The sequence below is a fragment of the Vibrio sp. Vb2880 genome (genome assembly GCF_033337975.1).
Taxonomy (GTDB): Bacteria; Pseudomonadota; Gammaproteobacteria; order Enterobacterales; family Vibrionaceae; genus Vibrio; species Vibrio alginolyticus.
Genome location: NZ_JAWORT010000003.1, coordinates 339,810 through 366,473 on the forward strand (window position 1 = coordinate 339,810; position 26,664 = coordinate 366,473).

At 43.7% G+C, this 26,664-nt stretch carries 26 protein-coding genes; 7 read left to right on the plus strand and 19 right to left on the minus strand.

Annotation, left to right across the window (positions count from 1 at the left end):
• Positions 1-4: 4 nt before the first annotated feature.
• The 6 genes from vxrB to R7M92_RS05485 form a co-directional block, all read right to left on the minus strand.
• The gene (vxrB, locus tag R7M92_RS05460; protein ID WP_005376251.1) at positions 5-667 is read right to left on the minus strand and encodes a response regulator transcription factor VxrB; all 663 of its coding nucleotides are present in this window, start codon (positions 665-667) and stop codon (positions 5-7) included.
• Positions 642-2,096, minus strand: coding sequence for a sensor histidine kinase VxrA (gene vxrA, locus R7M92_RS05465; protein ID WP_025767766.1), 1,455 nt, complete (start codon positions 2,094-2,096; stop codon positions 642-644). Before vxrA ends, vxrB begins: the two co-directional genes overlap by 26 nt.
• Before the next feature lie 155 nt (positions 2,097-2,251).
• On the minus strand, positions 2,252-3,628 hold the full coding sequence (gene pntB, locus R7M92_RS05470; RefSeq protein WP_005376248.1) for a Re/Si-specific NAD(P)(+) transhydrogenase subunit beta: 1,377 nt from the start codon (positions 3,626-3,628) through the stop codon (positions 2,252-2,254).
• Positions 3,629-3,636: 8 nt separating this feature from the next.
• On the minus strand, positions 3,637-5,193 hold the full coding sequence (locus tag R7M92_RS05475) for a Re/Si-specific NAD(P)(+) transhydrogenase subunit alpha (protein WP_054579595.1): 1,557 nt from the start codon (positions 5,191-5,193) through the stop codon (positions 3,637-3,639).
• Between the two features lie 434 nt (positions 5,194-5,627).
• Positions 5,628-5,909, minus strand: coding sequence for an HlyU family transcriptional regulator (locus R7M92_RS05480; protein WP_005376244.1), 282 nt, complete (start codon positions 5,907-5,909; stop codon positions 5,628-5,630).
• 41 nt (positions 5,910-5,950) lie between these two features.
• On the minus strand, positions 5,951-6,319 hold the full coding sequence (locus R7M92_RS05485; RefSeq protein WP_005376241.1) for a late competence development ComFB family protein: 369 nt from the start codon (positions 6,317-6,319) through the stop codon (positions 5,951-5,953).
• 253 nt (positions 6,320-6,572) lie between these two features.
• On the opposite strand from R7M92_RS05485, the gene R7M92_RS05490 reads away from it, so the two are divergent.
• Positions 6,573-7,811, plus strand: coding sequence for a GGDEF domain-containing protein (locus R7M92_RS05490; RefSeq protein ID WP_318132897.1), 1,239 nt, complete (start codon positions 6,573-6,575; stop codon positions 7,809-7,811).
• Between the two features lie 252 nt (positions 7,812-8,063).
• On the opposite strand, the gene R7M92_RS05495 is transcribed toward R7M92_RS05490, so the two are convergent.
• Positions 8,064-9,023 carry a diguanylate cyclase gene (locus R7M92_RS05495; protein ID WP_318132899.1) on the minus strand — a complete coding sequence of 320 codons (960 nt, stop codon included), beginning with the start codon at positions 9,021-9,023 and terminating at the stop codon, positions 8,064-8,066.
• A 273-nt stretch (positions 9,024-9,296) separates the two neighbouring features.
• Between R7M92_RS05495 and R7M92_RS05500 the strand changes: the two genes are divergently transcribed.
• Entirely contained in the window at positions 9,297-9,734 is a 438-nt protein-coding gene (locus R7M92_RS05500) for a DUF3069 domain-containing protein (RefSeq protein ID WP_005376232.1), read from the plus strand.
• A 76-nt stretch (positions 9,735-9,810) separates the two neighbouring features.
• Here R7M92_RS05500 and modC read toward each other — a convergent pair whose 3' ends face one another.
• From modC to R7M92_RS05520, 4 genes are all read right to left on the minus strand, one after another.
• Positions 9,811-10,917, minus strand: a complete 1,107-nt coding sequence (modC, locus tag R7M92_RS05505; protein WP_005388041.1) for a molybdenum ABC transporter ATP-binding protein ModC — start codon at positions 10,915-10,917, stop codon at positions 9,811-9,813.
• Positions 10,914-11,603 (minus strand): molybdate ABC transporter permease subunit, encoded by a 690-nt coding sequence (gene modB / locus R7M92_RS05510; protein ID WP_064376841.1) that lies wholly within the window; start codon positions 11,601-11,603, stop codon positions 10,914-10,916. Before modB ends, modC begins: the two co-directional genes overlap by 4 nt.
• A gap of 27 nt (positions 11,604-11,630) precedes the next feature.
• Complete coding sequence (gene modA, locus R7M92_RS05515; protein WP_318132901.1) at positions 11,631-12,386, minus strand: molybdate ABC transporter substrate-binding protein; 756 nt, start codon at positions 12,384-12,386, stop codon at positions 11,631-11,633.
• A 69-nt stretch (positions 12,387-12,455) separates the two neighbouring features.
• A complete protein-coding gene (locus R7M92_RS05520) occupies positions 12,456-13,907 on the minus strand; it encodes a cobyric acid synthase (RefSeq protein WP_318132902.1) in 1,452 nt (483 codons plus the stop codon).
• Between the two features lie 155 nt (positions 13,908-14,062).
• Here R7M92_RS05520 and R7M92_RS05525 point away from each other — a divergent pair, with 155 nt between their 5' ends.
• Positions 14,063-14,437: a YgiW/YdeI family stress tolerance OB fold protein gene (locus R7M92_RS05525; RefSeq protein WP_005376220.1), complete on the plus strand. Its 375-nt coding sequence runs from the start codon at positions 14,063-14,065 to the stop codon at positions 14,435-14,437.
• A 154-nt stretch (positions 14,438-14,591) separates the two neighbouring features.
• Positions 14,592-15,128: a hypothetical protein gene (locus R7M92_RS05530; protein WP_017634623.1), complete on the plus strand. Its 537-nt coding sequence runs from the start codon at positions 14,592-14,594 to the stop codon at positions 15,126-15,128.
• A gap of 122 nt (positions 15,129-15,250) precedes the next feature.
• Here R7M92_RS05530 and R7M92_RS05535 read toward each other — a convergent pair whose 3' ends face one another.
• From R7M92_RS05535 to R7M92_RS05545, 3 genes are all read right to left on the minus strand, one after another.
• Positions 15,251-15,934 (minus strand): ATP-dependent zinc protease, encoded by a 684-nt coding sequence (locus tag R7M92_RS05535; RefSeq protein ID WP_047101086.1) that lies wholly within the window; start codon positions 15,932-15,934, stop codon positions 15,251-15,253.
• 11 nt (positions 15,935-15,945) lie between these two features.
• Positions 15,946-17,133, minus strand: coding sequence for an aromatic amino acid transaminase (locus R7M92_RS05540; protein ID WP_017634625.1), 1,188 nt, complete (start codon positions 17,131-17,133; stop codon positions 15,946-15,948).
• A gap of 155 nt (positions 17,134-17,288) precedes the next feature.
• Complete coding sequence (locus R7M92_RS05545) at positions 17,289-18,146, minus strand: AraC family transcriptional regulator (RefSeq protein WP_318132904.1); 858 nt, start codon at positions 18,144-18,146, stop codon at positions 17,289-17,291.
• 120 nt (positions 18,147-18,266) lie between these two features.
• On the opposite strand from R7M92_RS05545, the gene R7M92_RS05550 reads away from it, so the two are divergent.
• The gene (locus R7M92_RS05550; RefSeq protein WP_318132905.1) at positions 18,267-19,652 is read left to right on the plus strand and encodes an MATE family efflux transporter; all 1,386 of its coding nucleotides are present in this window, start codon (positions 18,267-18,269) and stop codon (positions 19,650-19,652) included.
• Positions 19,653-19,737: 85 nt separating this feature from the next.
• On the opposite strand, the gene nrdG is transcribed toward R7M92_RS05550, so the two are convergent.
• Complete coding sequence (gene nrdG, locus R7M92_RS05555; protein WP_005376213.1) at positions 19,738-20,208, minus strand: anaerobic ribonucleoside-triphosphate reductase-activating protein; 471 nt, start codon at positions 20,206-20,208, stop codon at positions 19,738-19,740.
• An 83-nt stretch (positions 20,209-20,291) separates the two neighbouring features.
• Positions 20,292-22,412, minus strand: coding sequence for an anaerobic ribonucleoside-triphosphate reductase (gene nrdD / locus R7M92_RS05560; protein ID WP_005376212.1), 2,121 nt, complete (start codon positions 22,410-22,412; stop codon positions 20,292-20,294).
• A gap of 309 nt (positions 22,413-22,721) precedes the next feature.
• On the opposite strand from nrdD, the gene R7M92_RS05565 reads away from it, so the two are divergent.
• Positions 22,722-23,585: an endonuclease/exonuclease/phosphatase family protein gene (locus R7M92_RS05565; RefSeq protein ID WP_318132908.1), complete on the plus strand. Its 864-nt coding sequence runs from the start codon at positions 22,722-22,724 to the stop codon at positions 23,583-23,585.
• A 36-nt stretch (positions 23,586-23,621) separates the two neighbouring features.
• Here the strand turns inward: R7M92_RS05565 and R7M92_RS05570 are convergent, their stop codons facing one another.
• Genes R7M92_RS05570 through R7M92_RS05580 form a run of 3 tightly spaced genes read right to left on the minus strand, consistent with a single transcriptional unit; the run spans position 23,622 to position 24,786 of the window.
• Positions 23,622-24,062, minus strand: a complete 441-nt coding sequence (locus tag R7M92_RS05570) for a YeeE/YedE family protein (protein ID WP_318132910.1) — start codon at positions 24,060-24,062, stop codon at positions 23,622-23,624.
• 14 nt (positions 24,063-24,076) lie between these two features.
• On the minus strand, positions 24,077-24,490 hold the full coding sequence (locus R7M92_RS05575; protein ID WP_395231669.1) for a YeeE/YedE family protein: 414 nt from the start codon (positions 24,488-24,490) through the stop codon (positions 24,077-24,079).
• Between the two features lie 5 nt (positions 24,491-24,495).
• Entirely contained in the window at positions 24,496-24,786 is a 291-nt protein-coding gene (locus tag R7M92_RS05580) for an ArsR/SmtB family transcription factor (protein ID WP_005376206.1), read from the minus strand.
• Between the two features lie 151 nt (positions 24,787-24,937).
• On the opposite strand from R7M92_RS05580, the gene R7M92_RS05585 reads away from it, so the two are divergent.
• Positions 24,938-26,641, plus strand: coding sequence for an FAD-dependent oxidoreductase (locus R7M92_RS05585; protein ID WP_318132912.1), 1,704 nt, complete (start codon positions 24,938-24,940; stop codon positions 26,639-26,641).
• Positions 26,642-26,664: the final 23 nt, after the last annotated feature.

The window sequence follows — 26,664 nt, forward strand, 5'->3', positions numbered from 1 at the left end:
CGACTTATGCTTTCATCTTGTAGCCAACACCACGAAGTGTTTCAATTTCCAGTCCTGGCAGTTTTTGACGAAGCTGTAGTACATGTGTATCAACCGTACGTGTTGTCGGGAAGTGATTGTAACCCCAAACGTGGTCAAGTAGCTCATCACGAGTAAACACGCGACCTAAGTTTGACGCCAAAAATAGCAGCAAATCAAACTCTGTTCGAGTAAGCGTAATTAGCTCGTCTTTATAAGTCACTTCACGAGTCGAGCGGTCAATCTCTAAGTCTTTTGTAATCACTTTATCAGCGTTGCTTTGTTCTGCTGAATCCGGTGCTCGTAGCTGTGCACGGATTCTCGCAAAAAGCTCCGCTTCAGCAAAAGGCTTTGTTAAGTAGTCGTTCGCGCCGGAATCAAGGCCTGCAACTTTATCTTTTACGGTAACAAGTGCCGTTAACAAGATAACTGGTACGTCTTTAATCTGTTTCCATTCTGGGAGACATTGTACAGAGTCACCATCTGGGAGTTGGCGATCGAGAATTACCAAGTCAGCTTTTTTCCATTGTGGCTCTACGTCTGCAATACGCTCCACATGTAAACACTCATATCCTGCTTGTTCCAGGCTTACTAACAGGCCGTCAGCCAAGTTTTTATCGTCCTCAACGAGAAGCAGTGTCTGTTTCACAAGGTATCTCCAATATAAAAGTTGTAGGTGGTCCCATTAAGGACATTTTTCCGCCCATGCGGCCTACCATAGATTCAACGATTGTTAATCCAAGTCCTAACCCGCTCTTACTTACGAACGGTTTCTTCAAATTTGCCCAATCTTTAGCCGTTAGGCCTCCTGCATCTCGGACTTGGAATACTATTTTTTCTTCACTAGTTGAGACATCCAATTCAACCGGTGCGACACCGTACTTAAGCGCATTACGAAGCAAGTTATCGATACAAGTTCCTAACCAGTACACATTAACTTTAGCAGCCACATCTTCATTGATGTTAAAAAGCACGGCACTATCAAATTCTTCTTCGATCTTAAATTCTAACCAATCTGCAACGGATGGTACCCAGTCTGTTGCAAGCATTTGGTTATCAGATTGCAAATAATCTTTACTCGCTTCTGCCAATTGACGCAGGCGGCGCGTATCTTCACACAATCTGCGGAATTCGTCATACACACTTTCAGGCAAATGCTCGAACTCTCGACGAAAGCCCTCAACCGTTAGTGACAGAGATGCAATCGGTGTTCTGAGCTCATGCGTTAAAATTTGCAACACGAGCATTCTACTACGTAGTTCTTCTCGCTTGCTATTCCAACGGTACACCGCCCAACCAATCACCAAAAGAATATTGGCGATTACCAGTATGATCATACTGATCCGCAAAACTTGCGAGTGATCTTCTACATCCCAACAAATATTACCTCGTTTAACAAAGCAACTTTTGCTTTGAGACGCTAGAGCGTATGACAGACCCGCATTCGCTACGTTCTCTTGCCAGATATCTTTCTCGAAAACAAAGTAACGGTCACCACGTCTTAACCAAAGTTCGTTACCTTCAATAAACATGCTCGCGCCTGCAATCAAAGCATTAATGGCGTCGTCATCCATGTTTTTCAAGCTTTCTAGCAACTCATCCCCTTCCTCGTTATCACGCTCTTTTATATGCATGTACTGAGATAGTTTGGGTTTGAGTTCTGGATACTTATCCACATAACGTGCCGCATACGTCCCACCACCAGGGTGAATGAGACCACTACGCGAGAACCAACGAGGTGTCAGCTGCGTCCCTTTACAAATCGCCCTTGTAAATACTAAAGGCTCAGTAATTAAAGGACTTAATGGTAATTTGCCACGACAAGTATTCGCCAAGCTGTAAAGCTGTTGGATATCTTTTAACGGATAGTCAGACGTTTGCGGCAGAAGCGAATCTGGCGCAAGTAACTTGGTAGGATAATTTGATTGCAGAATACGAATATCGTACGACTTAAGAGCTACTTCATAGTTAAATAGCTCTGTAAACGTATCTATTCTTTCTGGTAGTGAATCGGAAAATGCAGGTGCCGAAAAAAGCGGCAATACAGTTGCAAAACCGAGCAAAAACTTTTTAATCAAACTGTTACCGTCACTTGTTACATTAGCCAAAACTATACATCAATCTACAAGCAATTGACATCTGCTAACAGAAGGATTTGCATTACTATAACATTGAAACGGAACAAAAAAGGGCCAGCGATTGCTGACCCTGTATAGTTTTAAATCAAGAATGGTTAAAGTGCTTTAAAAATAGACTCAACACTTTCTTTCGCATCACCAAATAGCATTGATGTATTTTCTTTGAAGAACAGTGGGTTCTGTACTCCTGCGTAACCAGTATTCATTGAGCGCTTGAATACCACTACGTTTTTCGCGTTCCATACCTCCAATACGGGCATACCAGCGATTGGGCTGTTCGGATCTTCCAGTGCGGCTGGGTTGACCGTATCGTTAGCACCGATAACCAATACGGTATCGGTTTCTGCAAAGTCATCATTGATTTCATCCATTTCAAGAACGATATCATACGGTACTTTTGCTTCAGCGAGTAACACATTCATATGCCCCGGTAGACGACCCGCTACTGGGTGAATCCCAAAGCGAACTTCAATACCTTGTGAACGAAGTACATCAGTAATTTCATGAACAGGGTATTGTGCCTGAGCTACTGCCATGCCATATCCTGGAGTGATGATTACTGATTTTGAGTTCTTCAACATCTCTGCAACTTCTTCAGCCGTTGTTTCACGATATTCGCCCTGCTCTTCGTCACCTGAAATCACTATCTCTTGACCAAAACCACCGGCAATAACACTGATAAACGAACGGTTCATTGCTTTACACATGATGTAAGAAAGAATCGCACCTGATGAACCTACCAAAGCACCTGTTACAATCAATAGATCATTTGCTAGCATGAAACCTGCTGCCGCTGCTGCCCAACCTGAGTATGAGTTCAACATAGAGACAACAACTGGCATATCTGCACCACCGATTGAAGCGACTAAATGGTAGCCGAATGCGAACGCGATCAAAGTCATCACAATAAGAGCGAACATGCTGCCATCTGCTTTTACGAAGTAGATCATAAGAAGCGTAGAAATAACAACCGCTGCGAGGTTCATTTTGTGCTTATGAGGCAGATTAAGTGGCGACGAAGAAATCACACCACGCAGCTTACCAAATGCGACAATTGAACCGGTGAAAGTTACGGCACCGATGAACACACCCAAGAATACTTCTACAAGGTGGATAACATGCTCAGCATGTGTTGCTGCTTCTGGCGCATCTAGGTAGCTGTTGTAGCCAACTAAAACCGCAGCTAAACCTACAAAACTGTGTAGAATCGCAACCAGTTCTGGCATCTCGGTCATTTCTACTTTCTTCGCATAGAAAATACCGATCGCACCACCTATCGCCATCGCGATAATGATCCAACCAAAACCTTGCGCATCTGGGCTAAAGATCGTCGCTATTAGCGCGATCGTCATACCAGCGATACCGTAGTAGTTACCATTACGAGCAGACTCTTGCTTTGAAAGCCCCGCCAAACTCATGATGAAAAATAATGCAGCAACAATGTAAGCTGCTTGTACTAATCCTGCAGACATTGTGACTCCTATTTATCTTTGCGGAACATTTCAAGCATACGCTTGGTGACGGTGAAACCACCGAAGATATTGATACTCGCGATCAATACGGCAATAAAAGATAGGAATGAAACGACGCCATTACCTTGTCCAATTTGCAGTAATGCACCAACGACAATAATGCCAGAGATAGCATTCGTTACTGACATTAGTGGAGTATGAAGTGCATGGGTAACATTCCATACTACGTAGTATCCGACAACACACGCTAGAACAAATACAGTAAAGTGAGAAAGAAACGCTGCCGGAGCAACCGATGCTACCCATGCAAAGGCTCCAACAGCCGCTGCCACACCAATAATTTTCTTCGTTGGAGACGTAGGTTCTTCTACTTTAGGCTCTGGCTTTACAGGCTGTTCTTGTTTCACTTGCGGCTGAGCTGAAACCTGAATTGGTGGCGCTGGCCAAGTAACTTCACCTGCTTTCACCACGGTAACGCCACGGATAACAACATCTTCAAAATCAATATTGATGTTGCCATCTTTCTCTTTACAAAGCAGTTTTAGAAGGTTGACAAGGTTTGTCGCGTAAAGCTGAGAAGATTGTGTTGGCAAACGACCAACCATGTCAGTGTAACCAACAATTTTTACGCCGTTATCCGTCATGATAACTTGGTCTTTCACTGTATATTCACAGTTACCGCCATTAGCAGCTGCCAAGTCGACAATTACACTGCCCGCTTTCATGCTGTCGACCATTTCTTTGGTGATCAACTTCGGCGCAGGTTTACCAGGGATGAGCGCGGTCGTAATAATGATGTCAACATCTTTAGCTTGCTCTGCGTATAACTCTGCCGCTTTTTTGTTGAAGTCATCAGACATTTCTTTTGCGTAGCCATCCCCAGAGCCTGACTCTTCTTGAAAGTCAACGGTCAGGAACTCAGCGCCCATCGATTCAACTTGCTCTTTTACTTCTGGGCGGACGTCAAACGCACGGACAATGGCACCTAAGCTACCTGCAGCACCGATAGCCGCCAAGCCAGCGACGCCAGCACCCGCAACCAATACTTTCGCTGGAGGTACTTTACCGGCAGCCGTAATTTGACCTGTAAAGAAACGACCAAACTCATGAGCTGCCTCAACCACTGCACGATAACCAGCGATATTAGCCATCGAAGATAGCGCGTCTAAGGCTTGTGCACGTGAGATACGAGGAACGGAATCCATGGCAAGAACGTTAATGTTCTTACTTGAAAGTTGTTCCATCAACTCAGCATTTTGAGCCGGCCAAATAAAGCTAACCAGTGTTGCTCCATCTTGCAGTAACGCAATTTCGTCAATGCCTTGCTCATCATCCACAATGGGCGCATTAACTTTTAAAATAAGGCCAGATGCCCAAACTTCTTCACTAGAAACGATTTTCGCACCAGCTGCTTCATAAGCGGCATCATCGAAACTCGCTAGCACCCCCGCTTGGGATTCAATCGCGACATCGAATCCCAATTTTATTAACTGCTCAACCGACTTCGGCGATGCAGCCACTCGCGATTCACCCGCGAGTATCTCTTTAGGTACACCGATTTGCAAAACGCATACTCCTTGTATACATATCAATAAATTAGTCCCAAAACAGAGCGTCGCTCTACTCTAATTCTTTTTTATTTCTATCTGTTTACCACGCAAGACAATTGCAAACGAAAGATGATGTTTGGGGACACCCATTTGCACAATAACACCTTGACTAACAGCCCTGTTATTATTCTGTTTGTATCGAACGCGTCTCATTACTTCAAGTGTTTTGTAATTTAAATACTAAATTTCATTACATATAACGCTAAGTAATGAATGATTGTCGCTCTGTGCACGAAAAATAACAACGCAACACCGTACTAGACTGAGGTCTAACCAGGTAACGATTAAATACCGACTTAACAGAGATTTAAGCGTTAAAAAGAAAGAGCCACTAGCATATACACTAATGGCTCTTTTTAAGATGACTGGAATCAAATTGCAGTAAATTGCTAGTCGAAGATTTTATCGCCCATTTGATCAATAAACATTTGAGATTTCTTCAACATAAGGTCATTGGCATCTTGCTCTGAGCCAAGCAAATCGGAGCGAATAAACCGATGTGTTTTCACTTCATCATTGTCATGCTTTTCTATTCGACCAGCGATGCGATATTGTCCGCCCTCTGAAAGGCTCTCTGGGTAAATAAGGAAACCTTTATACTCAACTGGTTCGATATTTTTGGCTTCAACCGTTTTCTCACTGCCACCAAACAAACGCGAAAAAAATCCCACGATTCCTCCTTGGGTCAGCTCACTAGTCAACTGAGCGACTCTTACTTAATATTAACGTTAAGGATCGGTTTTTCATACCAATCCAACTCTTTGTCATCATCATAACTAGTATGGGAAAAAATTACAGGCACATCATACTCTCGGTTCTTACGCCTGTCTTCTTTCACCATTTCTGCGGCGTTTTTCACCGCTATATCCGCGCTTTGCTTAAACTGGCTTAATTTTTGTTCAGGAAGTGAAGACAAAAAATCAATATCATGACGGATATAGACAGGCTTGAGCTGGATAAGCGCAAGGCAAGCAATATCGGCTAACTGTTCGTTGTCATACTGTTCTAAAAATTCAGGCAAACTGAGAACCTGGCCTACTAATGTTTCCATGTAGTTGTGCACATCTGAGCTTATCTGCATCTGTAAATCTCCTTTTTCCTATGAAATGAGTATAGCAACGACTTGTTTATAACAACTTATTGATTGCTCTTAATTTAATCAATCTCTCTCTTTTTGCGGTAATGTCTTCCAAAATACTTGGGAAAAGGAACAAATAGACGTATTCTTGCTAGTTCTCAAAGTTCGAAATTCAATAACGGATAAATATCCATATTGATAAAACGATTTACCTAACCAATTATATAGTCAACTATTTTCAGGCAGTTTGTAATAGATGTCCTCATCGTCAATGACTTCATCAGGCTTCAGATTCTTATTCCCTTTTTTGCTACTGGGCATAGTGAGTTCGGGCATGGACAGCATTATTCAGATGACTCAGGCAAACTGGGGCATTGCCGCAAACTTGCCGTACATACTATTAGGTTGTGCGCTACTCCTTTGCTATTCATTTAAACAAGGCAGAGAGTCCATGGTGTGCTTGGCAATGTTGCTAGCCTACTTCGTGATACAGCACCGCCTACAAGTCCCGCTTCAAAGTGGTACCGCTTTACTTGAGCTAACCATTTTAGCCACGTTACTTCCTGTCTCGTTTCTTACGGTATTTTTGTTTAGTAAAGATGGTTTTGACTCCAGAGCCATGTTGACTTACATCTTGATGTTAGCAATGTTCGCTCTTTGGTCTTATCTAACGCTAGCATATTACGTTGAAGGAGGGTTTGAACAATGGACAAGCGGTATTTTATTTATTGTACCGACGGTCTCTAAACTGCCTTTCATTCTTGTTTTATATTGCGTGGGTATTGTCTGTTTTCTTGGAATCCTTGTTTTAAAGAAGAATGAAATTATCCATGCGATGACCTACTCTGCCATGGTATTGGCGTCTGCGACGTTCATTTTCTTTGATGTGCAGTACATATCAAGCACCATGTTTACGCTAACAGGGCTGCTTATCATTATTTATGCCGCTTCCGCTAGCCATCAACTGGCTTTCACCGATAGCCTAACGCTGATTCCGAGCAGACGTGCACTTGATCTCGATCTAAAACACATGGGTAAGAAGTTCACGATCGCAATGCTTGATGTTGACCATTTTAAAAAGTTTAACGACACCTACGGTCACGATACTGGTGATGACGTTCTAAAAATGGTCGCTTCGCGCCTCACTAAAACCCCAGGCGGCGCAAAAGTTTATCGATTTGGCGGAGAAGAATTTACCATCGTTTTTAAAGGCAAATACGCTGACGAATGTAAGAACTTTTTGGAAGAAGCTCGCAAATCGATTGCAGAATACGAGATGATATTACGCGATGAAGAATCTCGCCCTGAGAACCATAAACAAGGACAAAAACGTCGTGGTAGCAACAGTTCGAAAAGAAAGTCGGTTTTTGTTACCGCAAGTTTCGGAGTTGCTGATAGCCGGAATGGGCAAGCTCCTCTGGACGTTATTAAATCAGCGGACGAAGCACTTTACAAAGCGAAAAAGGCCGGACGTAACTGCATAAAGCTTCGTTAGGCCCTAACCAATCGTGAAAGTTAACAAGCTTGTCTGGGTTTAAAACAAAACCGAACTTCCCCATCAGCATAATAACTGCACTCATCGTTGCCACTATCCCGATGTCATCTATCTAATCAAAGGTATAAGGTATACGCCCGATTGCGACATTCCGTTCGCACTGTTTTGCCTATCTTACTTTGAGTTAGCTTTAAAATAACCACCAAAAAGTGACAACGCAACAAAAGGAGTAATATTCATAAGATTTTGTTTTTAAAAAGAATTAACCACAGTATGTGTGTTTCTTCCCAAAGATTTTGATGTATATAGTGCTTTATCAACTGTCGCATACAAGTCTGATTGCACTTCTTTCCCTGTCGGTTGAAAAACAAAAACACCCTGTGACACTGTCACTCTATTTGACACACTAGAATACTCATGTGGGTAATCGAGAAAATACATAGCCTCTTGTATACGCTCGGCTTCTCTTTCTGCTGTTTGAGTGTCGGTACACCCTAGCAACACAACAAACTCTTCTCCACCATATCGACCTACATATTCCCCAGAGCGACAAAAAGTAGCCTTGAGTTGATTCGCAATCGCTTGCAAGCAACGGTCGCCTTCCATATGACCGTAATTATCATTAAACGGTTTAAAAAAATCGACGTCCAATAGAATCAAAGCCATTGGCATGTTGTGACGGCCATGCCATGCAACCATCGATTCCAACTTATGGTCGATATAACGGCGGTTATAGAGTTTGGTCAGGCCATCTTCATTCGCTTGCTGAGTCAAAAGTTGATTAACTTGCTCCAATTGAGCTGTCGCTTGCTTAAGCTCTCGTCTCATATGAGCAATACGCTGCATTGCGATAAGTTTAGAGTTCAGTACCAGTTTATCTACCGGCTTAATTAAATAGTCATCACCGCCCGCATCTATGGCTTTAGCAATCATTTCTGGCTCTTCGTGACTACTCAAGAAAATAATTGGGATCCAATCCGGAAACGTTTCTCTTATATGAAGAGAGACTTCAAAACCGTTCATATCTGGCATTGATATATCGAGTAACACCAGTTCCGGATCAAAACTCTCGTAGGTATTTAACGCCTCTAGTCCACTACCTACGGCTTTTACAATATGTCCAAGTTGCTTTAGACGAATAGCCAACTGCATCCTGTCTAGCTGAACATCGTCAACCAGAAGGATTCGCATCGATGTCCCTGTCGGTTGCATAACGCGTTCCATTTTTAATTATGTCTTTATTAAACATATACCATACTCATAGAGTTGTTGCATTCGACTCATAATTAAGTGCTATATTTTTGTTTGAATATCACGGAATCCATTGCATAAAGCAGTTAGACTGGACGTTACCCTATCTAATCATGGCCTGTGAGCAGAAGTTCAACAAACTCATTCACTTTGGTCATCTTGCGGACTAATGGGTATAGCTATTTGATGCATTTGGTATTAATATTCCCGCCTTTTTGTAATGAGAGACACACCATGTCAGAAGCAACTAACAGCGAAAGCAAAAAAATCGATCTAGCCAGCATTTCTCCAGAGCTACGTAAAGTTATCGAATTTGACGAAGTTCCAGAGCAAATGTTCGAAATGGTTACCTCTATCCATGAAGTGTCTGAAGAAGCGGTACGTGAATCATGGGACGAAATGCCAGCAAGTGCACAGAACATTCTAGACAACTTTGAACAGTTTCATGCTCTAGTTTCTGTAGGCCAAGCATTCGCTGGTATTAATGTGATGGAAGAGTTTCCGACTCTTAATCTGCCAGAAAACATGACAGATGAAGATAAAGAAGAATACCGTGCTCAACTACTTGATAATGTGCTTCACAACTGTGTGAAAGACATGGTTAAGCAACTTAAGAAAGCACGTCGTGACCCACTTCTTAAGCGTGAATTCAAAGAAGTATTCGCGAAGTAATTCCGACATTCTTCTAGTAACAAAGGCCGTACTTTGCGGCCTTTTTTGATCATGAAGCGTAAATCAGTCTAAACGGTTAATGAGGCGCTAGTGCCATATCTTTTTGTGTCACACTGACACCTTTAATTTGTGCAAAAACACGGCTACCAACTTTTAGGTTGAGATCATCAAGGGCCCACGGTGTGATCGTTGCCCACAAATAACATTTCTCGTCTAGCTTGAGTGATACATTAATACTCTGCTTGTCATCGGCTGCGTTAAACGCCTCGATGGAATCGACAATAGCAGGCAAAATATTTCGAATCGACGTCGCCTTGGGTTGCTCGAGCGTGATAGAAACGTCGTTGGCACGCACTTGCAAGCGTATTGGCGTGTCTGGTGTTCCGTCAATCTTTTGCACCCACAGGAATACATTAGGTGCAAGGCTGATACAAGTCAGTGCATAACGTTCATGATGTTCAGCAATCCGGCCTTCAAATAAGCTGCTTTGATCTGAGAAAGATTGCCATGGACGCATAGCATGAGAAGCCCACACTTCCTCAAGCTTACCTGAACTCGAAATTTTACCTTGGTCAATAATTGCAAGGTGCTGAGCAAGCCTTAAAATTTCCTGGAGACTGTGTGTGACATAGATAATAGGAATATTTACCTTCTCCGACAACTCCTCAAGAAAAGGCATTACCTCACGCTTTCTTGGCATATCGAGTGAGGCAAGTGGCTCATCCATCAAAAGCAAATTGGGTTTAGATAGCAATGCGCGCGCAATCGCAACACGTTGCTTTTCACCACCAGAAAGTGATACCGGAAAGCGCTTTAGTAACGGTTTGATAGACAAGAGTTCGGTGACTGCATCAAAATACTCGTCATCTTTTTCTTTAACGCCATATAACAAATTGCCTTGAACCGAATAGTGAGGAAACAAACGTGAATCCTGAAACACATAACCAATACCACGCTTGTGCGTTGGTAGGTTGATTCCCTGTTCACTGTCAAACAAAACATGCTCACCAACCGCAACATACCCTTGCCTTGGAGTGACCAATCCGCTGATGATGTTAATCAACGTCGTTTTACCTGCACCAGATCGTCCAAACAAGGCACTAATTCCGTTACAGGGTAACTTAAGTTTGATGTCGAAGTCAGTCTCACCAAGCATTTGTTTAAATTGGACTTTAATCGTCATTGCTTCGCACCCAATCTGCTTGCCGCTTTACGATTTAGCCATTCAGAGATCATTAATGTAGACAAGGCTAACGCGATAGAAATGATACACAGACGAGCCGCCTGCATTTCTGCACCTGGCGTTTCAATAAAGTTGTACATTGCCAGCGGAATCGTTTGGGTCTCACCCGGAATGTTAGAGACGAAACTGATCGTCGCCCCGAATTCGCCAAGACTACGAGCAAATGACAGCATCGTGCCCGTAATAATTCCGGGAATGGTCAGTGGTAACGTGACGGTGAGAAACACTTTTAAAGGAGAAGCGCCTAACGTAGAGGCTGCGTGCTCCAATTTAGGGTCGACGCTATCTAAGCTTAAGCGTACTGAACGAACCATCAAAGGCAAAGCCACGACAATACAAGCGACTACTGCCCCTTTCCAATTAAAGCTAAATACTACCCCTAAGTTTTCATAGAGCCACTTTCCAAGGAACCCTTGTCGTCCTAAAGAAATCAACAATAAATAGCCGATTACCACTGGCGGCAATACCAGTGGTAAATGAATTAAGCTATCGAGAATCGATTTACCAAAGAACGTTTTTCGAGAAAGTAGCCAAGCAAGAAAAACGCCGAGAGGAATCAGCCAAAGTACTGCGTACGCGCCTACTTTGAGGCTTAACATTAAGGCTTGGTATTCCAGTTCTGTCACGCTTCGTTCCTATAATTGAAGGCCGGTTTATTGCTGAAAGCCATATTGAGCAAAAACGCGTGCGGCTTCGTCCGATTTTAGGTACTGGAAGAACTGCTCCGACTCAGTAGAATCATTCACAATTGCAGCCGGGTAAACAATAGCCGCATGCGTATCACTCGCAAATTCGCCGAGAATTTTGACTTTATCAGTTAACTGAGCATCGGTTTTGTAGACCACACCTAAAGGCGCTTCTCCACGTTCAACCAACGCCAAAGCTAAGCGCACATTCTTTGCTGGTGCGACGTGAGTTTGAACCGCTTTCCATACACCCAGTGTAGTCAATGACTCTTTCGCGTACATACCAGCAGGTACTGACGTCGGATTGCCTAAAGCAAGACGATTTCCATGCAATGACTTCTCCCATGCCTTTGCATCAGAAAAGTTAAATGAGGTTAATTCTGAAGACTGGGGAGCAATCAACACTAAGCTATTGCGCACTAGATTTGTGACATTGTCACGATAAATGACGTCTTTATCGACCAAATAATCCATCCATTTCGTGTTCGCAGAAATGAATACATCCGCTGGTGCGCCATTGATAATTTGTCGAGCGATAGAAGAAGAACCACCATAAACGGGAGTGATAGAAACGTCATACTTTTCTTCAAAGTTTTGCGCGATCTCGTTAATCGCATTCGTCATAGAAGAGGCTGCATACACTTTTAGGTTCGTTGCTGCGTTTGCTGAAAATGAAATGCTTAATACTGCCGCAAGGCAAGCATGCGGTTTCCATGCTTTCATAGAGATACTCCAATACAAGGCAAGCGAAAGAACAGGTTATTTGAATATAAAGTTCAATCAGTTAATGTGCTATTTAAACAAAAAATCAAGGCGCATATGTTGTTCTATCGCATCTGCGATGCGATTAATGCCTTGCTCCTTTAACTCTTCAAAGTCTTGTTGTTTGATTTGGGTGCCGTTTACCCATTCTGATACCAGGCTTAAGACATCTGCCTCGTCAAAGAACCCGTGAAGGTAGGTTCCCATGATTTGGCCACACTCGCTGATCGCCCCCTCCGCTTCACCGGAACTGAATGTAAGAGGTTGCAGGCCCCGTACTTCACTTCGCCCTACGTGGATTTCATAACCCTTTACATTGGCTGTTTTGCCGTTAAGAGAAAGCTGTGCTTGTGTGTGTGTAAGCTGTTTGCTGTTAGTTAGCGTCGTAGTGATATCAAGCAAGCCAAGTCCTTCGCTTTGACCTGGTTGGCCTTCGACGCCGTTTGGATCATCAATCAAGTTTCCAAGCATCTGGTAGCCGCCACAGATACCAATCACTTTTCCACCAAGACGAATATGACGCAAGATATCTTTATCCCACCCCTGGCTTCTTAGATAATCCAGATCGTCTCTCACTGATTTGGTCCCAGGCAAAATAACCAGGTCGGCTTTATCTATTTTTTCGCCTTTACCTACATAACGTAGATTGATGTCTGGATTCAATCGCAGCACATCAAAATCAGTATGATTACTAATCCGGGTTAAAACAGGCACAACAACATTCAGTTTTACCTCAGAGTGCAACTCTTGCTGCGCAGTGATCGCGTCTTCTGCTTCTAAATTCAAACCATGAAGAAAAGGAAGTACACCAAGTACAGGTTTACCTGTTTTTTCTTCTAGCCAATCGAGGCCCGATTGCAATAAACGAATATCACCTCGAAAACGGTTGATAACAAATCCTTTTACTCGCGCTTGTTCAGATTCAGAAAGTAACGCAAGTGTTCCGTACAAATGTGCAAACACTCCACCACGATCAATATCAGCAACAATGATCACTGGTACATCAGCGGCCTCAGCAAAACCCATGTTTGCAATATCGCCTTCTCGTAGATTGATTTCAGCAGGACTCCCCGCACCCTCGATAATGATCGAATCAAATTCTTGAGTCAGACGAGAGAAGGAATCTAACACCGTGTCCATCGCCACTTTCTTGTAATCATGAAAGCCAGCCGCATCCATATTGGAAATCACCTTACCCTGCAAAATGATCTGAGCACCTGTATCACTGTTAGGTTTAATCAAAACCGGATTCATATGTACGGTTGGCTCAATATTACACGCCTGTGCCTGAACGGCCTGTGCTCGACCTATTTCACCGCCATCTTTGGTTACCGCACTATTTAGTGCCATGTTTTGTGGCTTAAATGGGGCAACATTTATCCCTTTTCGTGCTAATACACGGCATAAACCTGCCACAAGGACACTTTTTCCGGCATCCGAAGTGGTGCCTTGAACCATTAAAGATGGGATCGCTGATTTCATGAACATTTGTAAGGAATAGAGGAAGATGAACAATCATAACGTCATCGTCCCCACTTACTCAAGCAAATGAATAGAATATGAATGTTGAAATCATCATTGGTTCAAACAAGCCCTGTTTTAATGACCCCATCAAAACAAACCGATGAGGATGTAACATGAAAAAGAATACAATTATCGCAACAATCGCCGCCTTAGCTATTGCTCCTTCTATCGCGTTCGCGAAAGATAACGCTCAAAACCAATCAAACTTGCAGTTTAACGGTCCTGTCACTGTGGAAAAATTGGATGCCTTGCTAAACGACTCCAATATGTTTACTGAAAAAGATGTGGTCGTTGAAGGTAACTTATTGCGTCAAGTTCGCGCGGATAAGTTTGTCTTTAGCGATGGTTCCGGTGAAGTGATGGTCGAACTCGATGACGATATTCAGCTAAATACTCCGATTGATCACACGACTAAAGTCCGTCTGTTTGGCGAATTTGAAGGCGGGAACAAACCAGAGATTGAAGTCGAACAACTCGTGGTCATGTGAAACAAACCCCGATTGCTGTGCATATCAACATGATGTAGTGACGATTACAGCTAAATAGTGACGGCAAGCACTTAAAATGATAGCTTTATCAATCTTGGTCTGCTTTTTGCAGACCATTTTTTTGTTCATTTTATTCATCTTGCCCGGAGACACCATGCTAGGTAAAGCTCTAAAGGTTGCAGCCTTTGGTTTGTGTGCTATTTTGCCACTTTCCGCACATGCAAATAATTTCAACTACAACACGATGGAATTTCGCATGGGCACTAGCCCTGGTACATTTGGTGGCGAGTTCAATACCTACTTTACAGAGAATACCCATTTCATTGCTCGCGCAGACAGTGAATTCAGCGGAGACTGGGACATTGCTGGTGGTATAGGCTTTAATGGGCCAGCAGGCCAATTTGCAGATATTTATGGCCAAATGTTGGTACACAACATTAAAGAGAACGGCAGTGATAAAGTCGGCGACGAGTGGCGCACGGAAGTGAATATTGGCACTCGTATTTGGTTTATGCAAAATGTTGAGCTACATGGCCGTATCGGCCAAATCATAGATAATGACGATTCGAATACCATTTACAATCTAGGCGCACGATTCCACTCAACTCAGCAACTATCGCTTGGTGCAGATTTTAAAAATAATGGTGTCTATGGCCAGCAAATTGTAATGTCTGCTCGTTTTGCATTTTAGTGGATATGACTACCAGGCATCACAAGCAAGCATATGATTCAATAAAAATAGCCTCCGATTTTGGAGGCCATTTCTTGTTAATCACGAATTATTAGCTTGTAGCAGAAACTAGCTGTAATACATCAGTTTTTAGCGGTTTTTTTAGGTTTATCTTGCACATATTTTTTCGATACATCTACAACGGCGATATCTCTAAAAAAGCTTCGACCAAGCAAAATTGGAAACGTCATATGTCCGCGATCCGCTAACGTAAACTCTGTCTTTTCTTTGTGATCCCCAACGGTAATGTAGGCTTTTACCACCGCTCGTTTATCCACCTCTTCTGACGAAGACTGCTTAACTTTAGCCCAGCGCTCAACGGGTACTTTAAATTCTTTGGTGTCTTTGTCACCTAAATCTATCTTAAATTTAACCCAGTCTTTACCATCACGCTCAAACGGAACAATGTCAGTCGCACTAATTGATGATGTTGTCGCACCTGTATCGACTCTAGCCTTGAAAGTCTGGTCAATTTCAGGAACATAAACCCATTCTTCAGAACCAAGAATTAACATGCCATCGGGTGTTTTTGTGACCTTGACTGGCTTCTTAGGCTTTGGTTCCGGCTTTTTCTCAGGTTTCGCTTCTGGTTTGGGCTCCACCTCTGGCTTTGGATCTACCTCAGGTTTCACTTCTGGCTCGACTTTAACGGGCTCTTCGACCTTTGGCGACTCTGGCTCAACAGGTTCCTGCGTCGTTTGAGTTGACGTACAAGCAATTAAACTGCCGCTCATCATAAGCGGCAGAATCAGTTTCCAGTTTTTCATCCACACTCCAATTAAGCTTGAGATACTTTCTTAATTGCGTCCGCTACGTATGGAATATGAGTTTCGGTAAGTCCGGCAATGTTAATTCGACCATCGCCAACACCATAAATGCCATAATCTTCACGCAGTTGCGCCATTTGGTTTCCACTAAAGCCTAGCACAGTAAACATGCCTTTGTGACCCTCAATGAAATCAAATTGATCTGTATTATGGTTGTTTCTCAACTCGTTACACAAACTTTGACGAAGGCTAACCAAACGATGTTGCATTTCACTCAATTCTTGCTTCCAAACGGAAGTGAGATTGTCATCTTGCAGAATGGTCTTAACTAAAGCTGCACCATGGTCGGGTGGCATCGTGTAAGTAGAGCGAGCTAGAGTGAGGAGTTTACCTTTTGCATTGGTTACATCATGCATGTTCTTACCAACCACAATCGCTGCACCAGTTCGTTCACGGTACAGGCCAAAGTTCTTCGAACATGAAGTAGTAATCAACATCTCTTCAACGTTATCTGCCATAAAACGAAGACCTTTTGCGTCTTCTTCTAGGCCATCACCGAAGCCTTGGTAAGCAATGTCCACAAATGGGATGAAACCGTTCTTCTGCGACAATTCTGTAATGGCTTGCCAAGCAGAGAAGTCAATATCCGCACCAGTTGGGTTGTGGCAACAACCATGAAGAAGTACCACATCTGAAGGCCCAGCTTTCGCAAGATCATCCATCATTTTTGCGGTGTCTACTTGTTTCGTTTCCGAAGAGAAATAGTGGTAGAACTTAACTTTAAGGCCTGCTGCTTCCATCACTGGCTTGTGGTTTACGTAGCTTGGGTTGGAAATCCAAACCGTCGTATCTGGCTGTGCGATCTTCATTAGATCACCGAGCATACGCAGCGCACCACTTGCACCTGGCGTTTGAATAGCTGCAACACGATCCATTGCAGACGTTCCCGTCAGCAGCAAATCGATCATGCTTTTATTAAATTCTTCGCAACCCGCAAGACCAACATAAGACTTGGTTTTTTGAGTTTCAACAACGACATCCTGCGCCATTTGAATAGCTTTCATAATCGGCGTTTCGCCTGCGCTGTTTTTGTATACGCCAATGCCAAGGTCAACCTTGTTTGGACGTTCATCGTTACGGTATGCAACGGATAGAGATAAAATAGGATCTAATACGGGAGTTGGGAGATTAGAAAACATGAAAGTCATAACCCTTTGAAATTCAAGTACCGAACCTCACGTTAACACCATCGCAAAAAATGACGAAATGATTTTTCACTTATTTCATCAATTAGAGAACAAAATTCTGGGTTGCGGTGAGTTTTGTGCGCTCTATCGTTCAGAAAAAGAACGATTCACTCCTCGTCGTACCAATCCACTTTACCGTTTTTTCTAAACTCTCTTGGTGTCATGGTCGACCACGCTTTAAAACGTGTACTAAAGTTAGGGCTTGTCGGATATCCGACTATTTCTCCAATATGCTGAATTGGCCATTCTGTTGAACGAAGTAACCTAGCAGCATATTCCATGCGCATACGCGTTAAATGTGCCATTGGGCTTCGACCAAACTGCTTTTGAGTCAGTCGATGCAAATGAGGCTCCGAACATGGATATAGAGCCGCCACCTGCTCAACGCTCCAATCCTTATGGAGCTGACGTTGGACAAGGTCAAATACACGCCGAAGCCTCAATTGGCTGCGTGATATCGACTCTGAGGGCGGCATGTTTAACATCAGCTCTAACTGAGCCACACTATGCTCACCTACCGCACCACCATAATCGATTGGAAGGTTAATGCTGCGTAGTAACGTTTGGATACATGCATACATCACTTCAGGTGTAGATGAAAGCTGGTAGCGAACATCGCATTCTAACATCGGCCACTCTCTATCAGGAGCAAGAAAAAGCCACGCGATCTGCCAAGGTTCCTCTTCTATACCAAAACCGTTTTCAACACCTGCGGGTACTGTAATCAACGAGCCCGGTTCCAAATCGTATCGACAAGCCCCACTCTCTAGCCACCCTTTACCACGCACCGTATAGAGCAGCATGTGTTTCTTTTGGTTTTTACGATAAACAGAGAAGAAGTCACGACAAGTGGCAATGCCGCACTGCACAATACCTCTCTCCTCAAGTGCTAATACTCGACTGTGATCAATAAACTCTTGATAAGTTTTTTCTGAAATCGCGTAGCGTTCTTGTTTATCTTCCATGATTTATTGGCTCACATGTGCGTTAGTAGAGAGTTTTACAAAGGTTTTGGATTCCTTTGAAAAATACACCGCCAAATCATGAGGATAAACTACTCGCATTAATCTTTAAGGAGAAATGCGATGCTCTTAACACGCGAATACATCGATAAAGCATTTTGGCAAAAGCTGATTACGATTGGCCTACCTGTTTCACTTCAGTCCATGCTTTTTGCTTTGCTCGGCGTCGTGGATATTTTCATGGTAAGCCTACTCGGAGAATCTGCAACGGCAGCAGTTGGAGTTGGAAATCGTATCTTTTTCTTCAACCTAGCAGTTGTCTTTGGCCTGTGCGGTGCAGTTACCGTACTTGCTTCTCAATACTACGGCTCAGGAAACCTAGCCGGAATTCGCAGAACGTTGGCGCAATCTTGGTTTATTTCCATTTTGGTGACGCTGCCGTTTATCGTTCTTTATGCGATTTTTGATGAAGAGATCGTCTCTTTTATGTCAGACAATCCTGAATACGTCACTTATGCACGTGATTATCTTGTGGTTACGGGCTTTAGCCTCATTGCTACGGCGATAGTAGTACCGATTGAAGCGGTATTGCGCTCCGTGGGCCAAACCAAACTGGCAACCAACGTTAGTATCTCCGCCATTGTCGTTAACGTCGCGCTTAATTATGTTTTGATTTTTGGTTTATTTGGTTTCCCTCAATGGGGCGTATTTGGTGCAGCCGTAGGTAGTTTTGTTTCTCGATTTTTCCAAACCGCCGTCTTGATTTATTTTTTCTACAAACGATATGCTTACCTAATTCCGACTAAGTTCGATTGGGTACAAGGCCGCCTAAAACAGTATCGAAAAAAGTACTTTAAGGTTTCTTTACCCATGTTGGTCCACGATGCGCTTTGGACTGGTGGATTGATCGTTTACAGCATCATCTATGGTCAATTGGGCGTTTCAGAACTGGCGATCATCTCATTCTTATCACCGATTGAAGGGGTACTGATTTCAACCTTTATGGGATTTGCGGTCGCTGCATCCGTTCTTCTTGGGAATGATATTGGTGCAAAACATTATGACCGAGTCGAGAAAACGGCGTGGTGGTATGTGTTAACCAGCGCAATCTTAGCCACCTTGCTGTTTTTCCTAGTGTGGTTGAGCTCGCCCATGATTCATCACCTATTGGTACTGAGCCCGTTAACCGATGCAGACATGGCACTTAACGTATGTTTAGTCATGGCGCTAGGTATGATTTTGAGGGTGTTTAACATGGTTGGGATTGGCGGCGTACTAAAGAGTGGCGCTGATATTCGCTATAGCATTTTCATCGACACGTTCGGTCAGTGGGCTATTAGCATCCCCCTTACTTATTACACAGGCATGGTGCTAGGGCTGCCTTTGCATTTTGTCTTGATGTCTCTGCTCGCGGAAGAGTTAGTGAAAGGCGTACTGACGACTTACCGTATTCAATCTAAACGTTGGATAAATAATATGGTTGAAGATGACCAATCGGTGACAGCGTAACCAAAAAGACATTAACGAACTCACACCAAAAAGGGCTCACCCGTTATGCACGCGTGAGCCCTTTTTATGTGCGGAGAATGCTTGATTAGATGTCCGTAAAGCGATGAATGATTTGGTTTGAACTGCCACGCCATTCGAGATTGAGGTCTTTCTTGTCTTGTTCAAACTTACCATCAATCAAAACATCGATGTATTGCACCACTTCCCTTTGCGCGTCATTCAGTTCCGTCAGCGTGTAGCCAGTCCAAACCCAAATGTCTTTACCTGGGCACTCCTCTCTCACCCTTTTCACTATCTTCAAAATATGAGGCACATTAGCAGGGTGAAGCGGATCTCCACCCGACAACGACAAGCCACGGCGTTTGATACGCGTGTCGTTTAAGTCAGCGATGATTTTGTCTTCCGCTTCTTGCGTGAAAAGTACACCAGAATCCAAACGTTGCGTCGACTGGTTATAACAGCCACGGCACTGATGCACACAACCCGACACAAACAGCGTGCAGCGCGTACCCGGTCCGTTAACAACGTCAATTGGATAGTATTGGTGGTAATTCATAATGCGTCTCTGTGTTATCGAGAAAGAGAAAATCAACCTGTTTAAAGTTGATTTTCAAAGTGTAAAACGAGTGGTAGTTAACCTTACAGGTGTTTAACTCGGCGCTTCACTTCTTCTTGCTTACCGAAGTTAAACGGGCGTGCATCTGGACTGCCTAGGTAGCCACAAACTCGACGTGTTACTGATACTTTAGTTGAGTCATGGTTACCACAGCTTGGGCAAGTGAAGCCTTTACTTGTACAGTCAAACTCGCCGTTGTAGCCACACTCGTAGCACTCATCAATTGGCGTGTTTGTACCGTAGTAAGGCACTCGGGTGTAACTGTAGTCCCATACGTTTTCTAGTGCTTCAACGTTGCGTTGCATGTTCGGGAACTCGCCGTAACAGATAAAGCCGCCACTTGAGATTTCTGGGTAAGGCATCTCAAAGTCGATCTTGTCGTACGGGTTCACCTTCTTCTCAACATCTAGGTGGAAGCTGTTGGTGTAGTAACCTTTGTCTGTTACGCCTTCAATTACACCGAACTCTTTCGCATCGATTCGGCAGAAACGGCTACATAGGTTTTCACTTGGCGTTGCGTATAGGCTGAAACCGTAACCAGTATCTTCCGCCCAACCGTTTACTGTGTCTTTCAGGTGCTTGATGATCGCTATTGCTTTCTCACGCAAAACAGCGTCATCATAAACGTGCGCTTCTGTACCGAATAGCGCGTTAATTGTCTCGTGTACACCGATGTAACCAAGAGAAATAGACGCACGACCGTTCTTGAAGATATCTGCGATTGAGTCGTCTGCTTTCAAGCGAACACCACATGCGCCTTCCATGTATAGGATTGGGGCCACACGTGCTTTCACGTTTTCAAGGCGAGAGATACGTGTCTCTAGTGCTTTACGAGCAAGACGTAGGCGGTCATTTAGAAGCTCGTAGAATTTCTCTTCGCTTCCGTTTGCACGGATAGCGATACGAGGAAGGTTCAAGCTCACGACGCCAAGGTTGTTACGACCTTCGTGAATCAGCTCACCGTTTTCTTCGTAAGTACCAAGGAAGCTACGGCAACCCATTGGCGTTTTGAATGAACCGGTTACTTCCACTACTTTGTCGTAGTTAAGAATGTCTGGGTACATACGCTTAGACGCACACTCAAGCGCAAGTTGCTTGATGTCGTAGTTTGGATCTTCTGATTTGTGGTTCAAACCATCTTTGATGCCGAATACAAGTTTAGGGAATACCGCTGTTTTACGGTTCTTGCCTAGACCTGCAATACGGTTCTTCAGAATCGATTTCTGGATAAGGCGGGATGCCCAGCTTGTACCAAGACCAAAACCGAACGTAACGAATGGGGTTTGCCCATTCGCTGTGTGCAGCGTGTTTACTTCGTATTCTAGAGATTGGAATGCGTCGTAACACTCTTTCTCAGTGCGCGCTTTTGCGAACTCTTCTGGCTCAGCAATGTTCCACTCTTTTGCGATCTCTAGGTGTTTCTCGTAGCTTGTGATTACATACGGTTCTAGAACCTCATCAATACGGTTGATGGTTGTACCGCCGTAAATGTGGCTCGCGACTTGAGCAATGATTTGCGCTGTTACCGCTGTTGCAGTCGAAATTGATTTTGGCGTATCAATCTCAGCGTTACCCATTTTAAAACCATGCGTCAGCATGCCTTTAAGATCGATAAGCATACAGTTAAACATTGGGAAGAACGGTGCGTAGTCTAAATCGTGGTAGTGAATGTCACCCACTTCGTGCGCTTGAACCACATCGCGAGGAAGAATGTGCGTCTTCGCGTAGTGTTTCGCTACGATACCAGCCAACAAGTCACGTTGAGTCGGAATTACTTTGCCGTCTTTGTTCGCGTTCTCGTTGATTAGATCCAGATTACTTTCTTCAATCAAACCTTCGATTTCGCGAGTTAGTGCACTTTGCTTCTCACGAGCGATGTCGCGATCGTGGCGATATTCAATGTAAGAACGCGCTAGGGCTTTGTAAGGACCTTGCATGAGTTCATTTTCGACTAAGTCTTGAATCTCATGGATGTGAACTTCATCGTGTGCTCTTAACTGTAACTCGACAGCAAGAGCCACATTAAGAGCATAAATAGCGACATCTTTATCTTTGTTTTCCGCTGCTGCTTCAACTGCTGCTTGGATACGATCCCTGTTGAACGGAGCTCTTGATCCGTCGCGTTTGATTACGATTGGTTTCACTTTGTTCTCCTTACCCGAGCATACTCACAGAGTTATCCACAAACACACTATATGGGGTTATTTTTTATTCTAGCAACACAATATATTGTGGCGTATTTAACGAGAAGCACCACTCGAAAACATTGATTTTGATCAATAAAGATTGGCTAGCGAACAAGAAGAAATCGATCTTATTGGCGTTGATCTCAGTTGCGAAGAAAACCATGAAAATTGCAAAATTGGTACTAAATCTACTTGCTATTTTTGGAGGTCTTGTAGGATAAAGGATGGAAAGGAATACGCTAAAAGATAGGAGTGCAACAGGCCAAAATGCGATCACTTTTTGTTACGTTAATATTACTTTTTAGTTCTCTTTCATTTGCTCAAAACTCCATCAATCTAACCAGTTGGAACATAGAATGGTTATCTATAGATGGTGGAAAAGTGTCTAGAACACCACAAGATTTTGAAAAACTGACCCACTATGTGGATAAAACACAAGCCGACATTCTTGCTTTTCAAGAAGTCGAAAGTGCTGCTGCAATGCAAAAAGCCGTTGGCAATAACTTCACTATTTATCTTTCCGATCGTTCAAACGCCTCCAACCGACACCTTCAGTTTAACGACACCAACCAATACACAGGCTTTGCCGTGCGCAATGGCGTAAGCATATTAGACAAGCCAGACTTCTCTATCACACGAGGCAACAGCAAGCTGCGCTTCGCGAGCTACCTTGTTTTAAATCCAAACCAAGAAAACGAGACTCACCTACTCTCTGTACATCTGAAAGCGGGTTGCAGTGGCACGTATCGTAATAACCGCGATTGTAAGATAGTGAAACAACAAGGACAGGCACTAGCTAAGTGGATAAAGGCGCGCGAGGACAACAAACAACATTATGTCGTGCTTGGCGACTTTAACCACAACTTGGGTTATCAAGGAGATTGGTTGTGGGACGTGATATCGGACAATACTAGTGCAAAGCTAGTGACTAAAGACACTAAAGCGGAATGTAAAGTGCGCTCTAATCGTAATCCGAATAAAACCCACCAATTCCGCTCGGTGATAGACCACATTATTGTGAGTGGTGATTTAAAGGCGTCGTCTGGTGTTCAAACCGTTTTCAAAACACAAGATGTACTCGACTATAAACTGAGTGACCATTGCCCGGTTTCTACGACACTCACTTTTTAGCGTTTAAGTACTATTTTTAACGTTGAAGTACTTTCTTTATTGACGAACCACTCTTTTAGCGGTGAATGACCCAGCCAACATTGCCACTATAAAGAGCAGAACTTGTGTGTTGCCAGTGAAAAGGCTGGCAACCGCAGGACCAGGACACACACCCAGTAACCCCCAACCAATACCAAACAGTACAGCACCACCGACTAACTTTTTGTCTATCGCTTTAGAAGTTGGGCATACAATCTCATCACCAAACACAGATTCGCTTCTTGGCTTTATTAATAAAAGATAAGCTGGAACGAACACCGCAAGTGCTCCGCCCATAACGAAGGCTAAGCTTGGGTCCCATGAACCGGTAATATCAAGAAAGCCGATCACTTTTGCCGGATCTGCCATACCAGAGACCACCATACCAATACCAAAGAGCACACCAGAAAATGCAACAACGGACATTTGCTTAATACCTTTCATTACGTGAGTTTTCATAACGACACTATTCCTCACGATACTAGCAAGACGGCTAACATGGCTGTGGCCATAAACGTACACGTCGCGACCACAGAACGGATTGAGAAACGCCCTATTCCACAAATGCCATGGCCACTAGTACAACCATTGCCGATACGCGTACCAACACCGACTAACAAGCCAGCAACGATAACTAAAATAAGAGAACCGCTGTACTGATCTGGTACATGCCCGCCAAGAACATAAACAGCAAACACGCCACCTAATACCATCGCAATTAAAAAAACAATTCGCCAAACGCGGTCTGCGCTCTCAACGGCACCGTTTAAGATCCCACTGATCCCAGCAGTCTTGCCAGTAAATAGCATCAGTGTTATCGCTGATACGCCAACTATTATGCCGCCCAACAGCGACATCCAAGGAACTTCAAACATAGCAACCGCCAAACTAATTACTTACAGAAAACTTGCTTAAACGCCTCAACCAGCGGACCAACTCTTTCATCAGAAATTGAATAAAATACCTGCTGAGAAACTTTTCTAGCTTTAATAATGTCGTGCTTTCTCAATACGGTGAGATGTTGTGAAAAAGCAGATTGGCTTAATGATGAACCTTCAAACAGTTCACCGACCCCTTTCTCACCTTCAATCAGCTTACACATCACGATTAGGCGCTCTGGATGAGCCATAATTTTAAGCAGCTCACTCGCTTCGGTCGCACTCTGTAGCATACTGTCGCCCATTCTTATGCCTCTTCATTACTACATTACATTTTATTAGATATTACTAATTAATATTATTAAGTCAATGCTAATGTAGATTAAATAATATTAGACTCAGCTAATTTATTTAAGTAAGGTGTAGGCGTTTTCGATCATTCAGCAGGAGAAATCCATGAGCAAAATCGTGATTATTGGTGGGGTTGCTGGCGGTGCATCTGCAGCAGCTCGCGCTCGTCGTCTTAGTGAAGACGCAGAAATCATTATGTTTGAACGCGGTCCATTTGTGTCATTTGCAAACTGTGGCTTACCCTATCACATTGGTGGCGATATCCAAGAGCGCAGCAAACTGCTTCTTCAAACGCCTGAGAGCTTTCTAGCGCGTTTCAATGTTGATGTCCGTGTGATGAACGAAGTGGTTTCTATTAACCGTCAAGACAAAACGGTTACGGTTAAGAATTTGCTTGATGGCTCGGAATACCAAGAGAGCTACGACTTTCTTCTACTCAGCCCTGGCGCAGGTCCAGTTGTGCCGCCTATTCCAGGTATTGATAACCCGTTAACGCACTCGCTGCGCAATATTCCAGATATGGATCGCATCATTAAAACGATTGAAACCAACAAAGTTGAACACGCTACGGTCGTTGGTGGTGGTTTTATCGGTTTGGAAATGATGGAAGCCTTCCACCAGCTAGGCATAAAAACCACATTAGTTGAAATGGCGGATCAAGTGATGACGCCCGTTGACCGTGAAATGGCTGGCTTCGCACATGCTGAAATTCGTGAGAAAGGCATCGACCTTAAACTTGGCGTCGCACTTGAGTCTGTGAAATTCGTACCTAACGAGCACGTGGCAAGTTTCGACTCTGGTGAGAGCGAAAAACACCAACATCTAGAAGGTGAATTGGAATTAACACTAAACAACGGTGAAAGACTCACCACCGATATTTTGATTATGGCAATTGGTGTTCGCCCCGAGACCAAATTAGCAAAAGAAGCTGGCTTAGAAATCGGCGCTCTTGGTGGTATTTATACCAATGAATACATGCAAACCAGCGATCCTTCGATCTACGCTGTCGGCGACGCGGTAGAAGAGAAAGACTTCGTGACTGGCGAGCAAACTCTAGTGCCACTTGCGGGCCCGGCAAACCGTCAAGGCCGAATGGCAGCAGACAACATGCTTGGCCGCCAAGAAACTTACCAAGGTACGCAAGGCACGGCGATCTGTAAGATTTTTGATTTAGCCGTCGCTTCTACTGGTAAAAACGAGAAACAGCTGAAACGTGAAAACATCGCTTATGAAAAAGTGTATGTGCATACAGCAAGTCACGCGAGTTACTACCCAGGTGCAGAAACCGTGTCATTCAAAATGCTGTTTGATCCAGTAACAGGTAAAATATTAGGTGCGCAAGCAGTAGGTAAAGACGGTGTTGATAAACGTATCGACGTAATGGCAGTTGCTCAGCGCGCTGGTATGACGGTAGAGCAACTGCAACACCTCGAGCTAACTTACGCGCCACCTTATGGCTCTGCTAAAGATGTAATTAACCAAGCGGCGTTTGTGGCAAATAACATCATTAAGGGTGACGCCACTCCGATTCACTTTGATGAAATGGACTCATTGACAGACGAGCAAGTCCTGCTCGATGTACGTAACCCTAGCGAACTTGAAAATGTTGGCTTTATCAAAGATGCAATCAACATTCCTGTAGACCAATTGCGTCACCGTCTGGAAGAACTGCCAAAAGACAAGGAGATCGTTATCTATTGTCAAGTTGGGTTACGCGGTAACGTCGCATACCGTCAGCTAGTTAATAACGGCTTCAAAGCCCGTAACCTGATTGGCGGCTATCGCACTTACAAGTTCGCCACTGCTTAAGGTAAACCAAACACTGCCCTTAT